The organism is Desulfoconvexum algidum (assembly GCF_055382125.1).
This window is the reverse complement of record NZ_AP042394.1, coordinates 291,319-308,136: the sequence shown is the minus strand read 5'-3', so window position 1 is coordinate 308,136 and position 16,818 is coordinate 291,319. Positions and strand designations below refer to the sequence as shown.

The following is a 16,818-nucleotide window of genomic DNA, read 5'->3' as shown; positions in this document are numbered from 1 at the left end:
AGGATACACCATGGCGGACCATCCAACAGACCTGCAGACCTCACCGGAAGATTCCATGCTCAGAATCGGACTCAAACCCTTTCTCACGGCCCTGAGTATTTTAATGGTCCTGATCATTTTTTCAGGTTTTTTAACCCGGTGGATTCCGGCCGGGGCCTATGAACGGGTTGTCATTGACGGCAGGATGGCAGTTGTGGCAGGCTCCTTTCAATACCTGGAAGAGGCGGTCTTTCCCGCCTGGCGGTGGTTCACCGCCCCCATTGAGGTAATCTGGGGGGACAATTGGCTCATGATCCTGGTGCTCTCTTTGTTCATGATTTTTCTGGGCGGCTCCTTTACGGTTCTGGAAAAGGGAGGGATCATGCAGGAGCTGCTGGCCGGTACCGTAAAACGCTTTAAGGATAACAAGTACCGCCTCATGGGGGTCATCATCTTTGTCATGATGTTTCTTGCGGCCTTTGTGGGAGTCTATGAAGCCCTGGTGCCACTGATTGTCATCATTGTGCCCCTGTCCCTGGCATTGGGATGGGATTCTCTGACCGGATTGGGCATGAGTATGCTGGCCCTGACCTTTGGGTTTTCTGCTGCCGTGACCAACCCCTTTACCATTGCCGTGGCCCAGGAATTGTCCGGCCTCCCCCTTTTTTCAGGGGCCTGGTTTCGGATCATTTTTTTCATAGTCATCTATCTCCTGTGCTATACCTTTGTGAGCCGCTATGCCCGGAAAATTGAACAAGACCCCACCCTCTCACCGGTTTATGAAGCAGACAACAGGATCCGGGAACGGTTCAGCGCTGAAAAAATTTTAGGCAACCACCAGGCAAGCGATCCGTGCAAGGTAAAGGCTGCCATCTGGTTTGGCGTCTGTATGGGAATCGCCGTTGTTTTCATGGTGTTGGCAGGTCTTGTACCCGCCCTGCCGTCCGATGCCGCCTTCCCCACGGTTGCCCTTCTTTTTCTCATCGGCGGTGCCGGTGCCGGACGTATTGTAGGATACTCCTGGAAACGCTTATTTAAGGTGCTGGGCTCGGGGGCCAATAATATGCTGCCGGGCATTGTGCTGATCCTCCTTGCCATGAGTGTCCCCCATATCATGACCCGGGGCCATGTCATGGACACCATCCTCTTTTATGCTTCGGAAACGATTCAGGGAACCAACCCCTATCAGGCCGGCTTTTATATTTATCTGCTGACCCTGGCCCTGAACTTTTTTATCTCATCGGCCTCGGCCAAGGCTTTTCTGGTCATGCCCATCATTGCCCCCCTGGCCGATCTGGTGGGACTGACCCGGCAGACAGCCGTCTTTGCCTTTGACCTGGGAGACGGATTCTCCAACATGGTTTTCCCCACCAATGCCCTGCTGCTCATTGGTCTAAGCTTTACCGTGGTTTCCTATCCCAAATGGATGCGCTGGACCTGGAAGGTTCAGGTGGGCATTGTGCTTATTTCCATGATATTTCTCATGATAGCCGTGGCAATGGGGTTTGGCCCCTTTTAGAAGACAGAACTCATTTTCACAAGGACACAAGAGATGAACAGGGACAAAAACAAGCCGCAACTCAAATTAACGGCCCGGGAAATGAAAGAACTGAGCCAGGTCGCCCTGGGCAAAGAAAAGGCAGACCTGGTTGTGATCAACGGGCGTCTGATGAACGTCTATACCAGCGAAATCCTGGACAATTATTGCGTCGCCATAAAAGGAAGGCGTATTGCCCTGACAGGCCCGGATGCAACCCACACCATCGGCCCTGGGACAAGGGTGATGGATGCAAAGGGAAGCACCCTGATCCCAGGCCTTATAGATGGGCATACCCACCTGGCCCTGTGGCTGAGCATTCCCGAATTTTTAAACCACGCCATGAAGGGCGGTACCACCACTATCATTACCGAATCCATGGAAGTCTTTCCCGTGGCAGGGGTTGACGGGGTGATGGATTTTCTGGCCTCCTTAAAGGACCAGCCCATTAAACTGCTGGCCACAGCCCCGGGCATGGGGTCCATCAGCAACTCCTGCCTGGGGGTCCCCCCAAAAATCATGGAGCGACTCATGGCCCGGGAAGATATCCTGGGCATGGGAGAGTCCTATTGGCAGTCTGTATTTCAAAATCCAGACCGATTCCTGGCCAATTTTGAAACGGTTCTGGGACACGGAAAACATCTTGAAGGCCATTCTGCCGGTGCCCGGGGGAACAAATTGTCTGCCTATGCGGCCCTGGGAATTTCTTCCTGCCACGAGCCCACCACCGCAGAAGAGACCTTGGAAAGATTACGCATGGGAATTTATGTAATGGCAAGGGAAGGCAGCATCCGCCGGGACCTGGAAGCCATTTCAGCGATCAAGGACCAGGGCGTCAGCCTTCGACGGCTCATCCTGGCCACCGACGGGATTTCCCCTGCCGATCTCCTGGACCTGGGATACATGGAATACCTGGTGCAAAAGGCCATTGACTATGGATTTAATCCCATCGCAGCCGTGCAAATGGCCACCCTGAACGTGGCCGAACATTTTGGGCTGGACCATGCCATTGGCAGTATTGCCCCGGGAAAAATGGCGGACATGGTCATCATCCCTGATCCCTGGACCATCCGGGCAGAAACGGTCATCAGCAATGGGTGCGTCATTGCTGAAAACGGCCAATTGTCCGTTAGCCCCCGGCACCATTCCTACACCCATGAAAGCCTCAACACCGTGACCCTCCCCAGAAAATTAACCCCAGATGATTTCAGAATTAAGCTCGAGAATGATGCCCCAAAAAACAAAATGAGAATCATTGAGATGGTGACCGACCTTGTCACCCGGGAAATCATTGAAGAGGTAGAGGTGGTGAACGGCGAACTCAAGGAGAACCTTAAAACAAATCTGGTAAAGATAACCGCCGTGGACCGGGCCCATACCCCCGGAAAGAGTTTTACCGGCCTCATCAAAGGGTTCAACCTGATATCCGGTGCAATGGCCTGCAGCGCTGCCTGGGACACCGCCTGCATCATTGTTGTGGGCACCAATGGAGCGGACATGGCCCTGGCAGTCAATCGAATCCATGATCTCCAGGGGGGAATTGTGATCTGCGAAAACAACAAAATCCGCCACGAGATGGCATTGCCTGTTTTTGGCATCATATCCGAGCTGCCCGTTGAAGAGATAGCCGATCACATGGAACAAATCAAAACAATCATGGCAGAACTCGGGGTTGATTTTCCAGATCCAGTGCTGACTCTTACCACCCTGACCGGGGCGGCTATCCCCTATCTGCGCATCTGTGAACAAGGGCTGGTGAATCTTAAAGATGGCAGGACACAAGGCCTGTTTCCCGATCAAGCAACGGGCAAATCATAATGGCTGAGCATCAAAAAAGCCCTTTTTTCTATGGCTACATTATTATTTTATCCGGATTTTTCATCCAGGCCTTTGTCTGGGGTATCAGCAATAGTTTCGGCGTATTCTTTGATCCCTTGATCAAGGAGTTTGGATGGTCACGGGCCACCATTTCAGGAGCTGCCTCCCTGGGATTTTTAGTCCACGGATCTTCCAGCATGGTTCTGGGAAACCTGAACGACAAATTCGGCCCCCGGGTCATCATGAGTGGATGCGGTGTCTTCCTAGGCCTTGGGTTTTTTCTGATGGCAACACTTCACCAAGCCTGGCAACTGTATCTTTTCTATGGGTTGATTACCGGTATCGGCCTTGGCGGCATTGACGTTATCCCCCTATCCACCGTATCCAGGTGGTTTAAGAAAAACCGGGGGATGATGAGCGGCATCATCAAAGTCGGGACAGGGGTCGGCATGCTCACCATGCCCTTTTTCATCACCTGGCTGATACAGCAGTATGGGTGGCGAATAGCCTTTATGGTGCTGGCGTTTATGATCACCCTCTCTGTTTTATTCTTTGCCCAGTTTCTGGTTCGGGATCCAATCTTGAAATCACAATTCATTGACAATAAAATCCAGGGGACAGCCCAGGCAAAAAACAAATCAGAAGAGGGATTAACCTTTCAAGAGGCCATTGCCACCCGGCAATTATGGACAATTTGTTTCATCTATTTTATTATTCTTTTTTGTGTATATACCATTCTTATACACATTGTTCAGCATGCCATTGACCTTGGCATCCCGTCGGGCTTTTCCGCCGGCATTTTATCAACCATAGGCGGCGTCAGCATTGCGGGCCGGTTTTTGATGGGCGGGGCAGCTGATAAAATTGGTGAAAAATCAGCCCTGTTGATCTGCCTTCTGTGTTTACTCTCCTCCCTTGTCTTTTTGCAGGCGGTACAAACCCTGGGGATGTTCTATCTGTTTGCTGCTGTGTACGGGTTTGCCCACGGCGGATTTTTCTCCCTGGTCTCCCCCCTGATCGCTAAATTTTTCGGGACAAAAGCCCATGGCCTTCTCTTTGGAATTGTCATATTTTGCAGCACCATCGGAGGGGCCATCGGCCCATTTATGGCGGGATATATTTTTGACCTGAGCGCAAGTTATAAAATGGTCTTTATGATTCTGGCAGTTTTATGCACCCTTGCCTTAATGTTAGCGACATCCCTTAAACCCCTTATCCAGAGCGCTGAACATGACCTTTAAAAAACATATCTCCTCCGCCTGGCAATTTCTTTTTGATAAAAACGACAGGACACCCGATTGGAAATTACCGGTTAGGCCCGTTGACCTGTCCCATTTTAAAACCCCGGGCCACCACCAATTGAACAGCACCTGGCTGGGTCATTCCTCTTTGATGATCAATATAGACGGGTATAGGGTCTTAACAGACCCGGTATTTGAAAAAAAAGTATCCCTTGTGGGCCCGACCCGGTTTAACGGCAGGCTTCCCATCGACCCGGCAACCCTTCCTGATATTGATCTGGTGATTATCTCCCATGACCACTATGATCACTTGAATAAATATTCCATACGCCTGTTAAAAAATATCACCCAAAAATTTGTCACTCCCCTGGGGGTCGGCAAACACCTTGCCACCTGGGGAATCCCGGATAGTAAAATCATTGAACTTGCCTGGTGGGAATCCTATGCGTTTGATGAATACCTGTTAATAACCGCCACCCCTGCCCAGCATTTCTCCGGCCGGACCTTGGGGGATCGGAACAAAGCCCTCTGGGCATCCTGGGTTATTGCCTCCCCTGATCACACCCTCTTTTTCAGCGGAGATTCCGGATATTTTGACGGATTTAAAACCATCGGAGACGCCTGTGGCCCATTTGACATCACCTTTATTGAATGCGGTGCTTACAACAAGCGCTGGCACAAGGTTCACATGTTCCCGGAAGAGACGGTCCAGGCCCATAAGGATTTGAAAGGAAACCTATTGCACCCCATTCACTGGGGAACCTTCAACCTGGCCCTGCATCCCTGGTATGAACCCATGCAGCGGCTGACCCGTGCAGCCCAGTCAAATCAGATACCCATTGCCACCCCGATGGCGGGAGAAACCATTGCCCTATATGCCCAGACACAGGGCCAGACGCTGGGCTCCCCCTGGTGGGAAAAGTCCCTGGGGGAAAGCGTCACCACTATAAAATTTTAAACCCCTTTAAAATCAGCATCTCTTCTCTCAAGAAAAGACTGGATGCCCTCCTTAAAGTCTTCACTTTTCAGAAATTCATCAAGGATATCTTTTTTCTCTTCCCGATAACAAATAAAAAGGATAAACAACTTTGAACCTATATCAGGGAAGGAACCTTTCATTTCGGCAAAAGTTCTGGTACGCTTTTTTATCTCATATTTGTTTAACAAAGAAGGAGAAAGAGATGGCTGATACCAAAAGAAGACTGAAAATTTTTCTGTTTTTATTCCTAGTGCTCACCCTTGTGGGCACACTGGGATTTATGAAGCTTCTCAAGCTGACCTTTGCAGAGGCCATTTATTACAACATCGTGACCATGTCCACTGTGGGCTATGGAGATATTCATCCCACAACCCCTCAAGGCCAGCTATTTGCTGTTTTTCTCATCATGATGGGGGGGGCAACTTTTTTGGGTGTCATTGCCAATGCCACGGAACTTCTCATGGTTAAACGGGAAACAACCACCCGGATGAAAAAAGTAAACATGGTCCTGGGAACCTTCTTCAGCGAAATCGGATATGGTCTCATCAATCGTTTCTCACACCAGGACAAAAACATAGCCCTCCTGAGACCCATGCTTCTCATGGACACGAAATGGGGAAAAAAAGAGTTTAAAAATGCCAAAAACACCCTGGCAACACATGCCTATGATCTATCGGTGGATCCTTCCCAGCTAAAGGGCTTTTGCAATTTTTTCATGGAGAAAAGACAATTTTTAATTGATCTCATTGAAAACCCAGTACTCATTGAAAATGAAGGGTTCAGCGAAACCTTGCTGGCCTTATTTCACCTTATGGATGAACTGAACTCAAGGGAAAGTTTTGAAAGCCTGCCTGAATCGGATATCCGGCATCTTTCAGGGGATTTCAACCGTGCGTATAAACGACTGGCACTTCAATGGCTTGATTATCTTGAACACTTAAAGGAACAATACGCCTATCTGTTTTCCCTTGCAGCAAGGAAAAATCCCTTTAACCCCGATGCCAATCCCGTTGTCCTGGATTAAAATCGATTTAAGCTGGAGAGAACACCATCTCTCCTGCCAGCCATTTCGTTAAGTGCGCTGACAGGCAAAGACAATTTCCAATGGTCAATCATTATTCCCAGAGCAGGGGATCCTTGCATGGGAGTTTTTACTTAAACTTTTTGGCCCTGGAAAGAATCGCGTTTTTCCAGGGTCTGCTGGATCATATTAAAGGTTTCCCTGTACCGTCCCGCCCAGGCCGGCGCCCTGAGTTCTTCTCCATGGGGGTCGCCGGTGATGCGCTGGATAATGATCTCTTTGGGGAGCCGTTCCAAAAAATCGCAAACCATGTCCACATAGTCTCGTTGTTCCATGCACGTGTAGTCCCCCTTTTGCCACATTCGGTCAAGGGCGGTATCCTTGATCACATAGAGCAAATGAATTTTCACCCCGTTGATCCCCATATTGGCAAGGACCCTGGCAGTTTCCAGCATCATGGCCCTGTCTTCACCGGGCAGCCCCAAAATAACATGGACACAGATGTTGATTCCCCTGCCCCGGGTCATGTCAACAGCCCGGACAAAATCCTTAAAATCATGCCCCCTATTGATCCGGGACAAGGTGATATCATGGACAGATTGGAGACCGTATTCCAACCATACCAGGTACTGGTTTGTATAGGACTGGATCAAATCAATTTTTTGTTCATCCACACAATCGGGCCGGGTACCAATGGCTATTCCCACCATTCCCTCACAGGCAAGGGCCTCGTCATATAAGGCCTTCATGTGGGCACAGGAGGTATAGGTGTTGGTATAGGATTGAAAATAGGCAAGAAATTTTTTGGCCTTGTATTTTTTTATCATACCGATCCTGCCGGCTTCAATCTGCTGGGTAATGGAAAGCCCCCTGGCAAAGGCTCCGGACCCGGACCCCTTGGCATTGCAATAGATACAGCCTCGTCTGGACAGCGATCCGTCCCGGTTGGGGCAGGAAAGCCCTGCATCGACAGAGATCTTTTGTACCCGCATCCCAAATAATTTTCTCAAATATCCATTATAATCTGAATATCGTTTTTCTTTATCCATTCGTATCCATTTCCCATAAAAATCCAAAGTTCTTTTGCTTGAATATGTATCATCATATCCGATAACAGTACAGGTCCTCTTAAAAAAGGGGCGGGTTTTCAGACATGATTACCAGTGAAGACTGACAGGCAGGCTGCAATCTCATGGTCAACAAATGAAATACCATTAAAAAAACACAGATTAATCTGCAATTAATGTCGTCTGGATCTTGACCAAATTCATAAGCGCTCCTATATTAACTGGTTATGAATTTTTATAAACGAGACTATGATGTCATTGTAATCGGTGCCGGCCATGCCGGGTGTGAGGCAGCCCTTGCTGCCGCAAGAATGGGGTGCCAAACCCTGTTACTGACCATTGACATGGATAAAATTGCGGCCATGCCCTGCAGCCCTTCCATTGGCGGTATGGCCAAGGGCCAGCTGGTAAAGGAGATTGATGCCCTTGGAGGTCAGATGGCCAAGGTCTCGGATTGGTCTGCCATTCAGTACAGGACCCTGAATACAAAAAAAGGACCTGCGGTTCATTCCACCCGGACCCAGAACGACAAGGTCATGTATTCGAGAAAGATGAAGGAAGTGCTTGAAACAGCACCGGGCCTTGACTTAAAGCAGGCCATGGTGCAGTCCCTCCTCCTGGAAGGCAACCAGGTAAAGGGCATCGTTGACCAGACCGGGTTTGAATACACGGCGCTTTCGATTGTCATTGCAACGGGCACATTTTTACGGGGCACGGTCCATATCGGATCCACCCGAATAGATGCCGGCCGAGCCGGTGAATTTTCCTCCATCGGCCTGGCCCAAAGCCTTGCCAAGATCGGTCTTGACATGGGCCGGATGAAAACCGGCACCCCGCCTCGGCTCCATGCAGACAGCATCGATTTTTCCCAATTTAACCTCCATGGGGCAGACACTATTGCCAAGCCCTTTTCTTTTTCCACCCGGGAAATCACCAATCCCATGCTGCCCAGTTTCATGGGGGAGACCAATCCTGCCACCCATGAGATCATCCGGAAAAACCTTAAATTTTCAGCCCTCTACGGCGGTCAGATCAAGGGAAAGTCTGCCCGATATTGCCCCTCCTTTGAAGACAAGATCGTCAAATTCCCCGACAGGGACAGCCACCATGTGATTTTGGAATATGAAGGAATTGAATCCAAGGAGATCTATGCTTCCGGTCTCGGCAACAGCATGCCCCTTGAGATCCAATACCAGATCGTAAGATCGGTTCGGGGGCTGGAACAGGCTCAGATCATGCGGCCGGCCTATGCCATTGAATATGACTATGTCAACCCGTTGGAGCTTACCCCGGGCCTGGAAGTCAAAAAAATGAAGGGCCTTTTTCTGGCCGGTCAGATCAATGGGACTTCGGGTTATGAAGAAGCAGGTGCCCAAGGGTTGTGGGCCGGGGTCAATGCCGCCTGCAGGGTCCAGAAAAGGGAGTCCTTTGTCCTTGACAGGTCCCAGGCCTATATGGGGGTCATGGTGGACGATCTTGTAACCAGGGGAACCCAGGAACCCTACCGTATGTTCACCTCAAGGGCAGAATACCGCCTCCTGCTGCGGGAAGACAATGCCGATCTGAGGCTGGCCCGCATGGGATATGAGTATGGACTCATTGACAAAGAACATTTGGATTTTTGCAGGGAAATACAGTCCCAGACCCAACAAGAAATTGACAGAGTTAAAAACACCGTGATCAAGCCCAATGAGGCAGTCAATGCATTTCTTGTCGATCATAAAACCAATCCCATCACCACCGGGGTAAAGCTTGAACAATTGTTAAAGAGAGCAGAGCTCACCTATGGGGCCTTAAACAAAATTTCTCCGGCGCTTTCACCCCTCCACGCCCGGGCCCAAAACCAGGTGGAAATCGAAATAAAATATGAAGGATATATCCAACGCCAGCTCAATGAAATCGAAAAGTTCAAAGACTTAGAAAAAATAAGAATCCCGGAAAAATTTGACTATGCCAATGCCCATGGACTTTCAAATGAGCTCAGGGAAAAACTTGGCCTCATACAACCCACATCCCTTGGCCAGGCATCGAGGACCGACGGAATAACACCAGCGGCTATTTCGGTTTTAATGGTGGCAATTGCCGCCTTTCAAAAGAACAAAGAATCTTGACTTGGACGGGTTGGCGCTTATTATTTAGCTCACAAACATCATAAATTATAACATTTTGTAACTATTTTGTAAAAATAAGGAAAACGATATGGCCGATGACTATTACAGCATACTGGGTATCACCAAAACAGCAAGTCCCGCTGAAATAAAAAAAGCCTACAGGAAACTGGCTTTAAAATACCACCCGGATAAAACCGATGGAGATAAAGGCCTTGAAGACAAATTCAAAAAAATATCTGAAGCCTATGCTGTTCTCAGTGACTCTAAAAAGAAGAATCAATATGACACCTATGGGTCTGCTGATTTCCAGCAGCGGTTTTCCCAGGAAGATATTTTCAGGAACTTTGACATGGGGGATATCCTAAAGGAATTCGGCTTTGGCGGAGGCGGGGGACGAGGCCGTTCCAGGGGAGGATTTTCCAGCATGGGGGGAAACCCATTTTCCCAGGGCGCAGGCGGCGGCTGTGGCGGCGGCCGGCAAGCCCCGGTCCGGGGCAAGGATCTGGAGTATGAGCTCCCGCTGACCATTGATGAACTCATCAATGGCACCAAAAAAACCATCACCATCAGCCAGGGAGGAACCGCCAAGGCCATTGAGGTTAACATTCCCAAAGGGCTCACCCCGGGGAAAAAAATCCGGCTGACGGGCAAAGGAGAGACAAGCCCCAATGGTGGCGCAACGGGCAATCTGTATATCAAATCCAACCCCATCCCCCCGGAAGGCATCACCATTGAAGGCAATGATATTTCTCTTGCCCAGGAGGTGCGCCTGTCCCAGGCCCTTCTCGGGGGCAAAATTGAGGTCACCACCCCGTCGGGGAAGGCCCTCAACCTGACCCTTCCCCCGGGAACAAATCATCGGTCAAAGATGAGGATTCCCAACCATGGAATCCCCCACATGAAAGGAAATGGTTGCGGAGATCTCTTTGTTGTGATTAATATAATGATGCCAAAAAAACTGGACAAAAAACAGAAAGACCTTATTAAAGAACTTGAAAAGACAGGATTATAGATCTGATGCCAGAATTTATTCCCCTGATTTCCGAAAAAGAAATCAAAGCCCGGGTCCAGAAAACCGGGGAAAAGATCAGCAAGGACTATGAAAATCTGGACCTTGTATTGATCGGCGTATTAAAAAGATCCTTTATCTTCCTGGCAGATCTTACCCGGAAGATATCCATTGACCATGAGATTGATCTGATAGGGGCGTCTTCCTATGATGGAACCATGTCCACAGGTCAAATTGTCTTTACCAAACAGCCGGACTTAGAACTTGAAGGCCGTGATGTTTTGCTGGTGGAAGATATTGTGGACACGGGAAACACCCTGTTAAAAATAGTTGAATTTGTTCAGCTCCTAAATCCCAGATCCATCAAAATATGTTCTCTGATTAACAAACAAGAACGCAGGGAGGTTGAGATTGATATCAACTATTCCTGTTTTTCACTTGATAAAGGATTCATTGTAGGCTATGGGCTTGATTACAATGAAAAATACAGGAATCTGCCTGCAATCTATGACCTGAAATTGTAAGAATAGGGGGAAGCGCAATGATTATTACCTGCGAAAAGTGTTCAACACGCTTTAACCTTGACGAATCCATGATAACGGCTGGGGGCTCAAAAGTCCGCTGCAGCTTGTGCAAACATATTTTCACCGTCTTCCCCCAGGTTCCTGAACCTCCCATGGCACCTGAACCTGAAGAAGAGCTTTCATTTGATCTTCCCGAAGAGGCCCCGGATGATTTGGAAACCTTCGAATTGGAAATCGATGACAGTGAATTGGGAATCGATGACAGTGAATTGGATTTTCAAGAAACCAGCTTTGAAATAGATGACATAAATTTTGAAACAAACGACACCGGCCTTGAAATGGAAGCGCCCGAAAAAGATTCCACTGACATTGAAATCAACTTTGATCCGGAATCAGATGTCAATGAAACAGATGTCAACATTGAATTTGCAGAGGATGAGCTGACCTTTGAGGACACAGACATTGAATTTGACGATCCTGACGAGGCGATGCCCCCCCCAAAAGATCTGGAAGCGCCGGACGATTTTGACAGCTATGAATATACAAGCCTTGATCAGGATGCCCTTACCCTTGAAGAAGAAGAACTCGAAGCAGACCTTTCCTTTGATGATGATCCGGATGCAGACCTGGTTTTTGAAGAAACCGGTCCAGAACAAGACCTTGCCCAGGCACTGGAGTTAGAACCTTCAGATGACCAGCACATGAGCTTTCCCGATCTCACCATGGAAACTGACGACCCAGAGGCGTCACCCAAGGAGGCAGAACTGAATTTGGACCTTGAAGAAGATCCATTTAGGCCCCTTGACAATGGAGTGGTAGGCCTTGACCTCGAAGAAGGGCCGGAGCCGTCCAGTGAACCCCATGAAGCAAACATAGAACCCGAGGATGCATTTTCTTCCTACGACCAGGTGCTTGATCAGGACACCGAACCTGAAGAAAATTTTCAGGACCCTGATGACATCACCCCCTATGACGTCACCGATGGCGAGCCCATTGCAGAAGATGAAACTTTATCAGGAAGCCAATTGCTAGCAGTTCAACCGAATCAGGAAACGACATCGGATCACCCTGAACTACACCCCGGTCGCCCCCGAAAACGAAAAAAGAGATCTGGCATGGGGGGACCTGTCATGCTCCTGATATTACTCTTTATTCTTGTGGCAGGTGCCTATATTGCCAGTATGACCCTTGGATATAAAATTCCCTATCTGTCAGATGTCAGAATACCGATAATAGAAAAATATTTTAAAAAAGAGATGCCCCAAAAGGTTGCCCTTAAACCGATTCCCAACGAGGGAAGTGTCAACGGCAGATTTATTTCCAATGATACCGCCGGAGAATTATTCATTATTACCGGACAAATTGAGAACCCGTCAACCATCCCCTATAGTTATATTCAGGTCATGGGAACATTGATCACAAAGGGGAAAGTCAAGGCCAAAACCCTGACCACATTCTGCGGCAATATTATCTCGGAAGAGGTCCTGAAAACGGGTAATATCCTGGACATCACAAAGCAACTTGCCACCAAGGAAGGGGCGCACAACTCAAATGCCAATGTAAAGCCGGGAGGGTTTGTTCCCTTCATGATTGTATTTTCAGACCTGCCGGATAATCTGGAAAACTTTACGGTTGAGGTGGTTGAATTATAGCGGGTGCCAAGCATTTTATTATGGGATATAAATAAAATACTAATTGACAAGTCAATCAACCTTATGATACCTTTTCTGGGTTTTTCGGCGACGTAGCTCAGTTGGTTAGAGCATGCGGCTCATATCCGCAGGGTCCGGAGTTCAAATCTCTGCGTCGCTACCAAAATTATACAATGCCGGTATCCATGGTAACATCCGTGGGTACCGGTTTTTTTGTAAGACCCATGCTTTTTACACCCTCTTAATTAAAGATTTTATCTATGAATAGCAGGAGTTAACCCAGGTGGCTATCAAGGTTTTTGTAACCTCAAATCATATTGCCACATTTACTTGTCCCAAGTGTGGCAAGTCTTACCAGAAGGATGTCTCTAAATTCATTGGCCACGAGACACAAGTGAGATTGAAGTACAAATGCAAATGTCAGAACAGTTTCTCCATATTGTTGGAAAGAAGACGCGCCATAAGAAAAGAAGTAAATTTTAAAGGTTTTTTGATTGAAAAAAAACAGAAAATTCCCATAACAATCGTTGATATCTCCAAGCATGGGGTTAAAATAAAAATATTGAAAAGTTTTCCGTTGAAAAAGGGAGATAGATTACAGGTTGAGTTCAACTTGGACGATTCAAATAGCGCAATGATTTCAAAAACAGTTCGGATAAATAAAATCACATCCCCCATAACAATCGGGTGTGAATTTACAGACTATGACCATTTTGGAGAGCTGGGGAAATACTTCTTATTCCATTTTTAAAACCCAACCCAACCCTCAATTTTCGAGAAAAAACCCCATAAATTTATCCTTGCCTTTTTTGACTCAGAACAAAGTTTATGGTAAGATTTATACAAAGAATCCTTTATCATTATGGGAGACGACGCTATGTCCGGTGTGTATGAAATTTATGTAAAAGACCATTTTGCAGCAGCCCATGCCTTAAAAGGCTATGATGGAAACTGCTCCAGAATCCACGGCCACAACTGGATTGTTGAAGCCTATATCCAATGCACAAAACTCAATAAACTGGGGTTCGGTATTGACTTCAGGGATGTAAAAGGAGTGGTCAAGGATGTCTTGAGCAAACTGGACCATACCAATCTCAACGACATACTGGAATTTGGCAGTATCAATCCCACCTCGGAAAACCTGTCAAAACTCATTTACAAAGAATTGTCACTGCGCTTGAACACAGATCATATCAAGGTGACCCGGATCATGGTATTTGAAAGTCCGGGATGCGGTTCTTCCTACCAGGAGATATAAGTGTCCCTTAAGGTATGTGAGATTTTTTACAGTCTCCAGGGAGAATCTAGTTTTACAGGCCTTCCCTGCATATTTGTCCGGCTTTCCGGTTGTAACCTTGATTGTGCCGGGTGTGACACCCGCTATGCACGAGAGAAGAGTACCTGCCTCTCCATTTAAAAAATAATTGATCGGATACGGGCCTTTGGCTGCAGTCTGGTTGAGATCACCGGAGGGGAACCCCTCCTGCAGGAAAAAACACCCCTGCTGATATCACAGCTCCTTGACTTAAATTTTCAGGTGCTTCTTGAAACCAATGGGAGTCAATCCATCCGGGACGTTGACCCCAGGTGCATCAAAAATTTGGATATCAAGTGTCCTTCCAGCAATGAGCCCGACTCATTTTTGTATGAGAATCTGACATACCTTACCAAGAGGGATGAGATCAAATTTGTCATTGGATCCAGACAGGACTATGAATATGCCAGGGCCATTATTATTGAAAAATTGTCCATAGATCAAAGCCGAATCCATCTATCCCCTGTTTTCGGTCAAATCACCCCGGCAATCCTTGCTGCCTGGGTTTTGGAAGACATATTGCCGGCCAGGCTTTCCCTTCAACAGCATAAAATTATCTGGAATCCCGATCAAAGAGGAGTATAAGTATCCCATGAAAAAAAGAGCTGTCGTGCTTTCCAGCGGAGGCATCGACTCAACCACGGCCATGGCCATGGCAAAGGACGCCGGCAATGAGATATACAGCCTGAGCTTTAGATATGGCCAACGCCATGCCCTATAGCTTGACTGTGCCAAACAGGTGGCAAAGGCCCTCAAGGCAAATGCCCATAAGATCATTAAGATTGACCTGGGCCAATTTGGCGGTTCTGCCCTGACAGATGATATCAGCGTACCAAAACATGACCGGGTGGACCAACTGGATGGACAGGAGATCCCCATCACCTATGTTCCGGCCCGGAATACCATTTTCCTCTCCTATGCCCTGGCATGGGCGGAAGTTTTAAAAGCAGCGGCCATTTATATTGGGGTAACCGCTGTGGATTATTCAGGTTATCCCGACTGCCAACCCGAATTTATAGGGGCATTTCAAACCATGGCCAACCTGGCCACAAAAACCGGGGTAACAAAAGAAACCATTCTTACAATCGAGACCCCCCTGATCCATTTCTCCAAGGCCCAGATCATCACAACAGGCCATGCCCTGGGGGTTGACTATTCCATGACCATTTCCTGCTATGACCCGGACAAACAGGGGCGTTCCTGCGGGCAATGCGATTCATGTCTCCATAGGATAAAAGGATTTAAAGAGGCCGGGATAAAAGATCCCACCCCCTATATTCCCGGCAGGATATAAGCCCTAGGCCTGATGGTTTGACTGCTTGATCTCCCGATCGTGGATTCCGATCAAGTACAGGAGGCCGTCCAAACCCATGGTTGAGATGGCATTGGCAGCTTTTTCCCGGACAATGGGTTTGGCATTGAAGGCCACTCCAAGCCCTGCGATACTGATCATGGGCAGATCATTGGCCCCGTCCCCCACGGCAATGGTCTGTTCAATGGAAATATTTTCCCGCTGGGCAATCTCCCTGAGCAGACAGGCCTTTCTCTCACCATCCACGATTTCCCCCGTCACCCTGCCCGTCACAACCCCGTCTTTAATTTCCAGGTCATTAGCATACACATAGTCAAACCCGAGAAGATCCTGTAAATACTCTCCCACAAAGGTAAATCCGCCGGACAGAATCCCCAGCTTATATCCCAGGCTTTTCAGGGTTTTGGTAACCAGGTGTGCCCCTTCTGTCAGGGGCAGTTCATGGGTGATTTTTTCAATTTTTCTCTGTTCAAGACCCTTGAGCAAGGCCACCCGTTTTCGAAAGCTCTCCTTAAAATCGATTTCTCCTCTCATGGCAGACTCGGTGATTTTATCCACCTCTTCCCCCACACCGGCAAGCTTTGCCAATTCCACAATCACCTCGGCCTGGATCAGGGTGGAATCCATATCAAAAACCACAAGCTTCCGGTTTTTTCGATAAATATTGTCCACGTGAAAAGAGATATCAATACCAGCCTGCTGGGAAATTTTCATAAATTCTCCCCGCATTTGGGAAATATTGGTAGGGACGCCGGAAACGGAAAACTGGACGCTTGCCTTGGGACGGATATCGGGATGGACAAAAGAACGCCTACCGGTCAACCGGATGATGGAATCGATATTCAGATTATTTTGGGCGATCACCGAGGCAACAGAAGAAATTTGATGAGCGGTCATGGTCCTTCCCAGAATGGTGATAATCCGCCGTTCCTTGCCCTGGGCAAGGACCCATTTTTCATAATTTTCATGGTCAACTGGTTTGATATCAATGGTCAGACCCATGTTATGGCCTTCAAACAAAATATCCTTGAAAATCAAGGAAAAATCTGAGGAACAGGGGATTTCAGCCAAAATACCAAGGGAGATGTGCTCGTGGATAACAGCCTGGCCGATATCCAATATGGTTACATTGTACTGGGCAAGGATGGCGGTAAACTTTGCATCCAGTCCTTTTCTGTCCCTGCCGGTTATATTTATCAGAACGAGATCGCCCATTTTGCTGTCCTTAAATTCGTTAAATAAAATTCTTTTTA

15 protein-coding genes, 1 tRNA gene and 1 pseudogene are annotated in these 16,818 nt (G+C 47.9%); 15 read left to right on the top strand and 2 right to left on the bottom strand.

The window, feature by feature from the left end; all coding sequences use genetic code 11:
- Positions 1-10: 10 nt before the first annotated feature.
- The 5 genes from ACZ45G_RS01370 (at position 11) to ACZ45G_RS01350 (ending at position 6,578) form a co-directional block, all read left to right on the top strand.
- The gene (locus ACZ45G_RS01370; protein WP_464174819.1) at positions 11-1,498 is read left to right on the top strand and encodes a YfcC family protein; all 1,488 of its coding nucleotides are present in this window, start codon (positions 11-13) and stop codon (positions 1,496-1,498) included.
- A 33-nt stretch (positions 1,499-1,531) separates the two neighbouring features.
- Complete coding sequence (locus ACZ45G_RS01365; protein ID WP_464174818.1) at positions 1,532-3,334, top strand: adenine deaminase C-terminal domain-containing protein; 1,803 nt, start codon at positions 1,532-1,534, stop codon at positions 3,332-3,334.
- Positions 3,334-4,575, top strand: coding sequence for an MFS transporter (locus tag ACZ45G_RS01360; protein WP_464174817.1), 1,242 nt, complete (start codon positions 3,334-3,336; stop codon positions 4,573-4,575). Before ACZ45G_RS01365 ends, ACZ45G_RS01360 begins: the two co-directional genes overlap by 1 nt.
- Positions 4,565-5,533, top strand: a complete 969-nt coding sequence (locus tag ACZ45G_RS01355) for an MBL fold metallo-hydrolase (RefSeq protein ID WP_464174816.1) — start codon at positions 4,565-4,567, stop codon at positions 5,531-5,533. The genes ACZ45G_RS01360 and ACZ45G_RS01355 overlap by 11 nt, the downstream gene beginning before the upstream one ends.
- 223 nt (positions 5,534-5,756) lie before the next feature.
- Positions 5,757-6,578, top strand: coding sequence for a potassium channel family protein (locus tag ACZ45G_RS01350; RefSeq protein WP_464174815.1), 822 nt, complete (start codon positions 5,757-5,759; stop codon positions 6,576-6,578).
- Positions 6,579-6,709: 131 nt separating this feature from the next.
- Here ACZ45G_RS01350 and mnmL read toward each other — a convergent pair whose 3' ends face one another.
- Entirely contained in the window at positions 6,710-7,624 is a 915-nt protein-coding gene (gene mnmL / locus ACZ45G_RS01345; RefSeq protein WP_464174814.1) for a tRNA modification radical SAM protein MnmL/YtqA, read from the bottom strand.
- A 245-nt stretch (positions 7,625-7,869) separates the two neighbouring features.
- Here mnmL and mnmG point away from each other — a divergent pair, with 245 nt between their 5' ends.
- The 10 genes and pseudogenes from mnmG to queC all read left to right on the top strand — a co-directional run bounded on the left by mnmG (position 7,870) and on the right by queC (position 15,547).
- Positions 7,870-9,753: a tRNA uridine-5-carboxymethylaminomethyl(34) synthesis enzyme MnmG gene (gene mnmG, locus ACZ45G_RS01340; RefSeq protein WP_464174813.1), complete on the top strand. Its 1,884-nt coding sequence runs from the start codon at positions 7,870-7,872 to the stop codon at positions 9,751-9,753.
- Between the two features lie 88 nt (positions 9,754-9,841).
- On the top strand, positions 9,842-10,765 hold the full coding sequence (locus ACZ45G_RS01335) for a DnaJ C-terminal domain-containing protein (protein WP_464174812.1): 924 nt from the start codon (positions 9,842-9,844) through the stop codon (positions 10,763-10,765).
- 5 nt (positions 10,766-10,770) lie between these two features.
- On the top strand, positions 10,771-11,286 hold the full coding sequence (gene hpt, locus ACZ45G_RS01330) for a hypoxanthine phosphoribosyltransferase (protein ID WP_464174811.1): 516 nt from the start codon (positions 10,771-10,773) through the stop codon (positions 11,284-11,286).
- Positions 11,287-11,303: 17 nt separating this feature from the next.
- Positions 11,304-12,938 (top strand): zinc-ribbon domain-containing protein, encoded by a 1,635-nt coding sequence (locus ACZ45G_RS01325; RefSeq protein ID WP_464174810.1) that lies wholly within the window; start codon positions 11,304-11,306, stop codon positions 12,936-12,938.
- Positions 12,939-13,024: 86 nt separating this feature from the next.
- A tRNA-Met gene (locus ACZ45G_RS01320) sits at positions 13,025-13,101 on the top strand.
- 231 nt (positions 13,102-13,332) lie between these two features.
- Entirely contained in the window at positions 13,333-13,689 is a 357-nt protein-coding gene (locus ACZ45G_RS01315; protein ID WP_464174809.1) for a PilZ domain-containing protein, read from the top strand.
- Positions 13,690-13,815: 126 nt separating this feature from the next.
- The gene (gene queD, locus ACZ45G_RS01310) at positions 13,816-14,196 is read left to right on the top strand and encodes a 6-carboxytetrahydropterin synthase QueD (protein WP_464174808.1); all 381 of its coding nucleotides are present in this window, start codon (positions 13,816-13,818) and stop codon (positions 14,194-14,196) included.
- Complete coding sequence (locus tag ACZ45G_RS01305; RefSeq protein WP_464174807.1) at positions 14,197-14,355, top strand: hypothetical protein; 159 nt, start codon at positions 14,197-14,199, stop codon at positions 14,353-14,355.
- Positions 14,356-14,538: 183 nt separating this feature from the next.
- Positions 14,539-14,838, top strand: coding sequence for a hypothetical protein (locus ACZ45G_RS01300; RefSeq protein WP_464174806.1), 300 nt, complete (start codon positions 14,539-14,541; stop codon positions 14,836-14,838).
- 7 nt (positions 14,839-14,845) lie between these two features.
- A pseudogene (gene queC, locus ACZ45G_RS01295) lies at positions 14,846-15,547 on the top strand (7-cyano-7-deazaguanine synthase QueC).
- A 3-nt stretch (positions 15,548-15,550) separates the two neighbouring features.
- On the opposite strand, the gene serB reads toward queC, so the two are convergent.
- Positions 15,551-16,780: a phosphoserine phosphatase SerB gene (gene serB, locus ACZ45G_RS01290; protein ID WP_464174805.1), complete on the bottom strand. Its 1,230-nt coding sequence runs from the start codon at positions 16,778-16,780 to the stop codon at positions 15,551-15,553.
- Between the last annotated feature and the right edge of the window lie 38 nt (positions 16,781-16,818).

Coding starts and splice junctions, on each gene's coding strand:
- queD (WP_464174808.1), top strand. CDS start 13,816: ATGTCCGGTGTGTATGAAATTTATGTAAAAGACCATTTTGCAGCAGCC.
- ACZ45G_RS01335 (WP_464174812.1), top strand. CDS start 9,842: ATGGCCGATGACTATTACAGCATACTGGGTATCACCAAAACAGCAAGT.
- mnmG (WP_464174813.1), top strand. CDS start 7,870: ATGAATTTTTATAAACGAGACTATGATGTCATTGTAATCGGTGCCGGC.
- ACZ45G_RS01360 (WP_464174817.1), top strand. CDS start 3,334: ATGGCTGAGCATCAAAAAAGCCCTTTTTTCTATGGCTACATTATTATT.
- ACZ45G_RS01370 (WP_464174819.1), top strand. CDS start 11: ATGGCGGACCATCCAACAGACCTGCAGACCTCACCGGAAGATTCCATG.
- mnmL (WP_464174814.1), bottom strand. CDS start 7,624: ATGGATAAAGAAAAACGATATTCAGATTATAATGGATATTTGAGAAAA.
- serB (WP_464174805.1), bottom strand. CDS start 16,780: ATGGGCGATCTCGTTCTGATAAATATAACCGGCAGGGACAGAAAAGGA.
- hpt (WP_464174811.1), top strand. CDS start 10,771: ATGCCAGAATTTATTCCCCTGATTTCCGAAAAAGAAATCAAAGCCCGG.
- ACZ45G_RS01350 (WP_464174815.1), top strand. CDS start 5,757: ATGGCTGATACCAAAAGAAGACTGAAAATTTTTCTGTTTTTATTCCTA.
- ACZ45G_RS01325 (WP_464174810.1), top strand. CDS start 11,304: ATGATTATTACCTGCGAAAAGTGTTCAACACGCTTTAACCTTGACGAA.
- ACZ45G_RS01365 (WP_464174818.1), top strand. CDS start 1,532: ATGAACAGGGACAAAAACAAGCCGCAACTCAAATTAACGGCCCGGGAA.
- ACZ45G_RS01355 (WP_464174816.1), top strand. CDS start 4,565: ATGACCTTTAAAAAACATATCTCCTCCGCCTGGCAATTTCTTTTTGAT.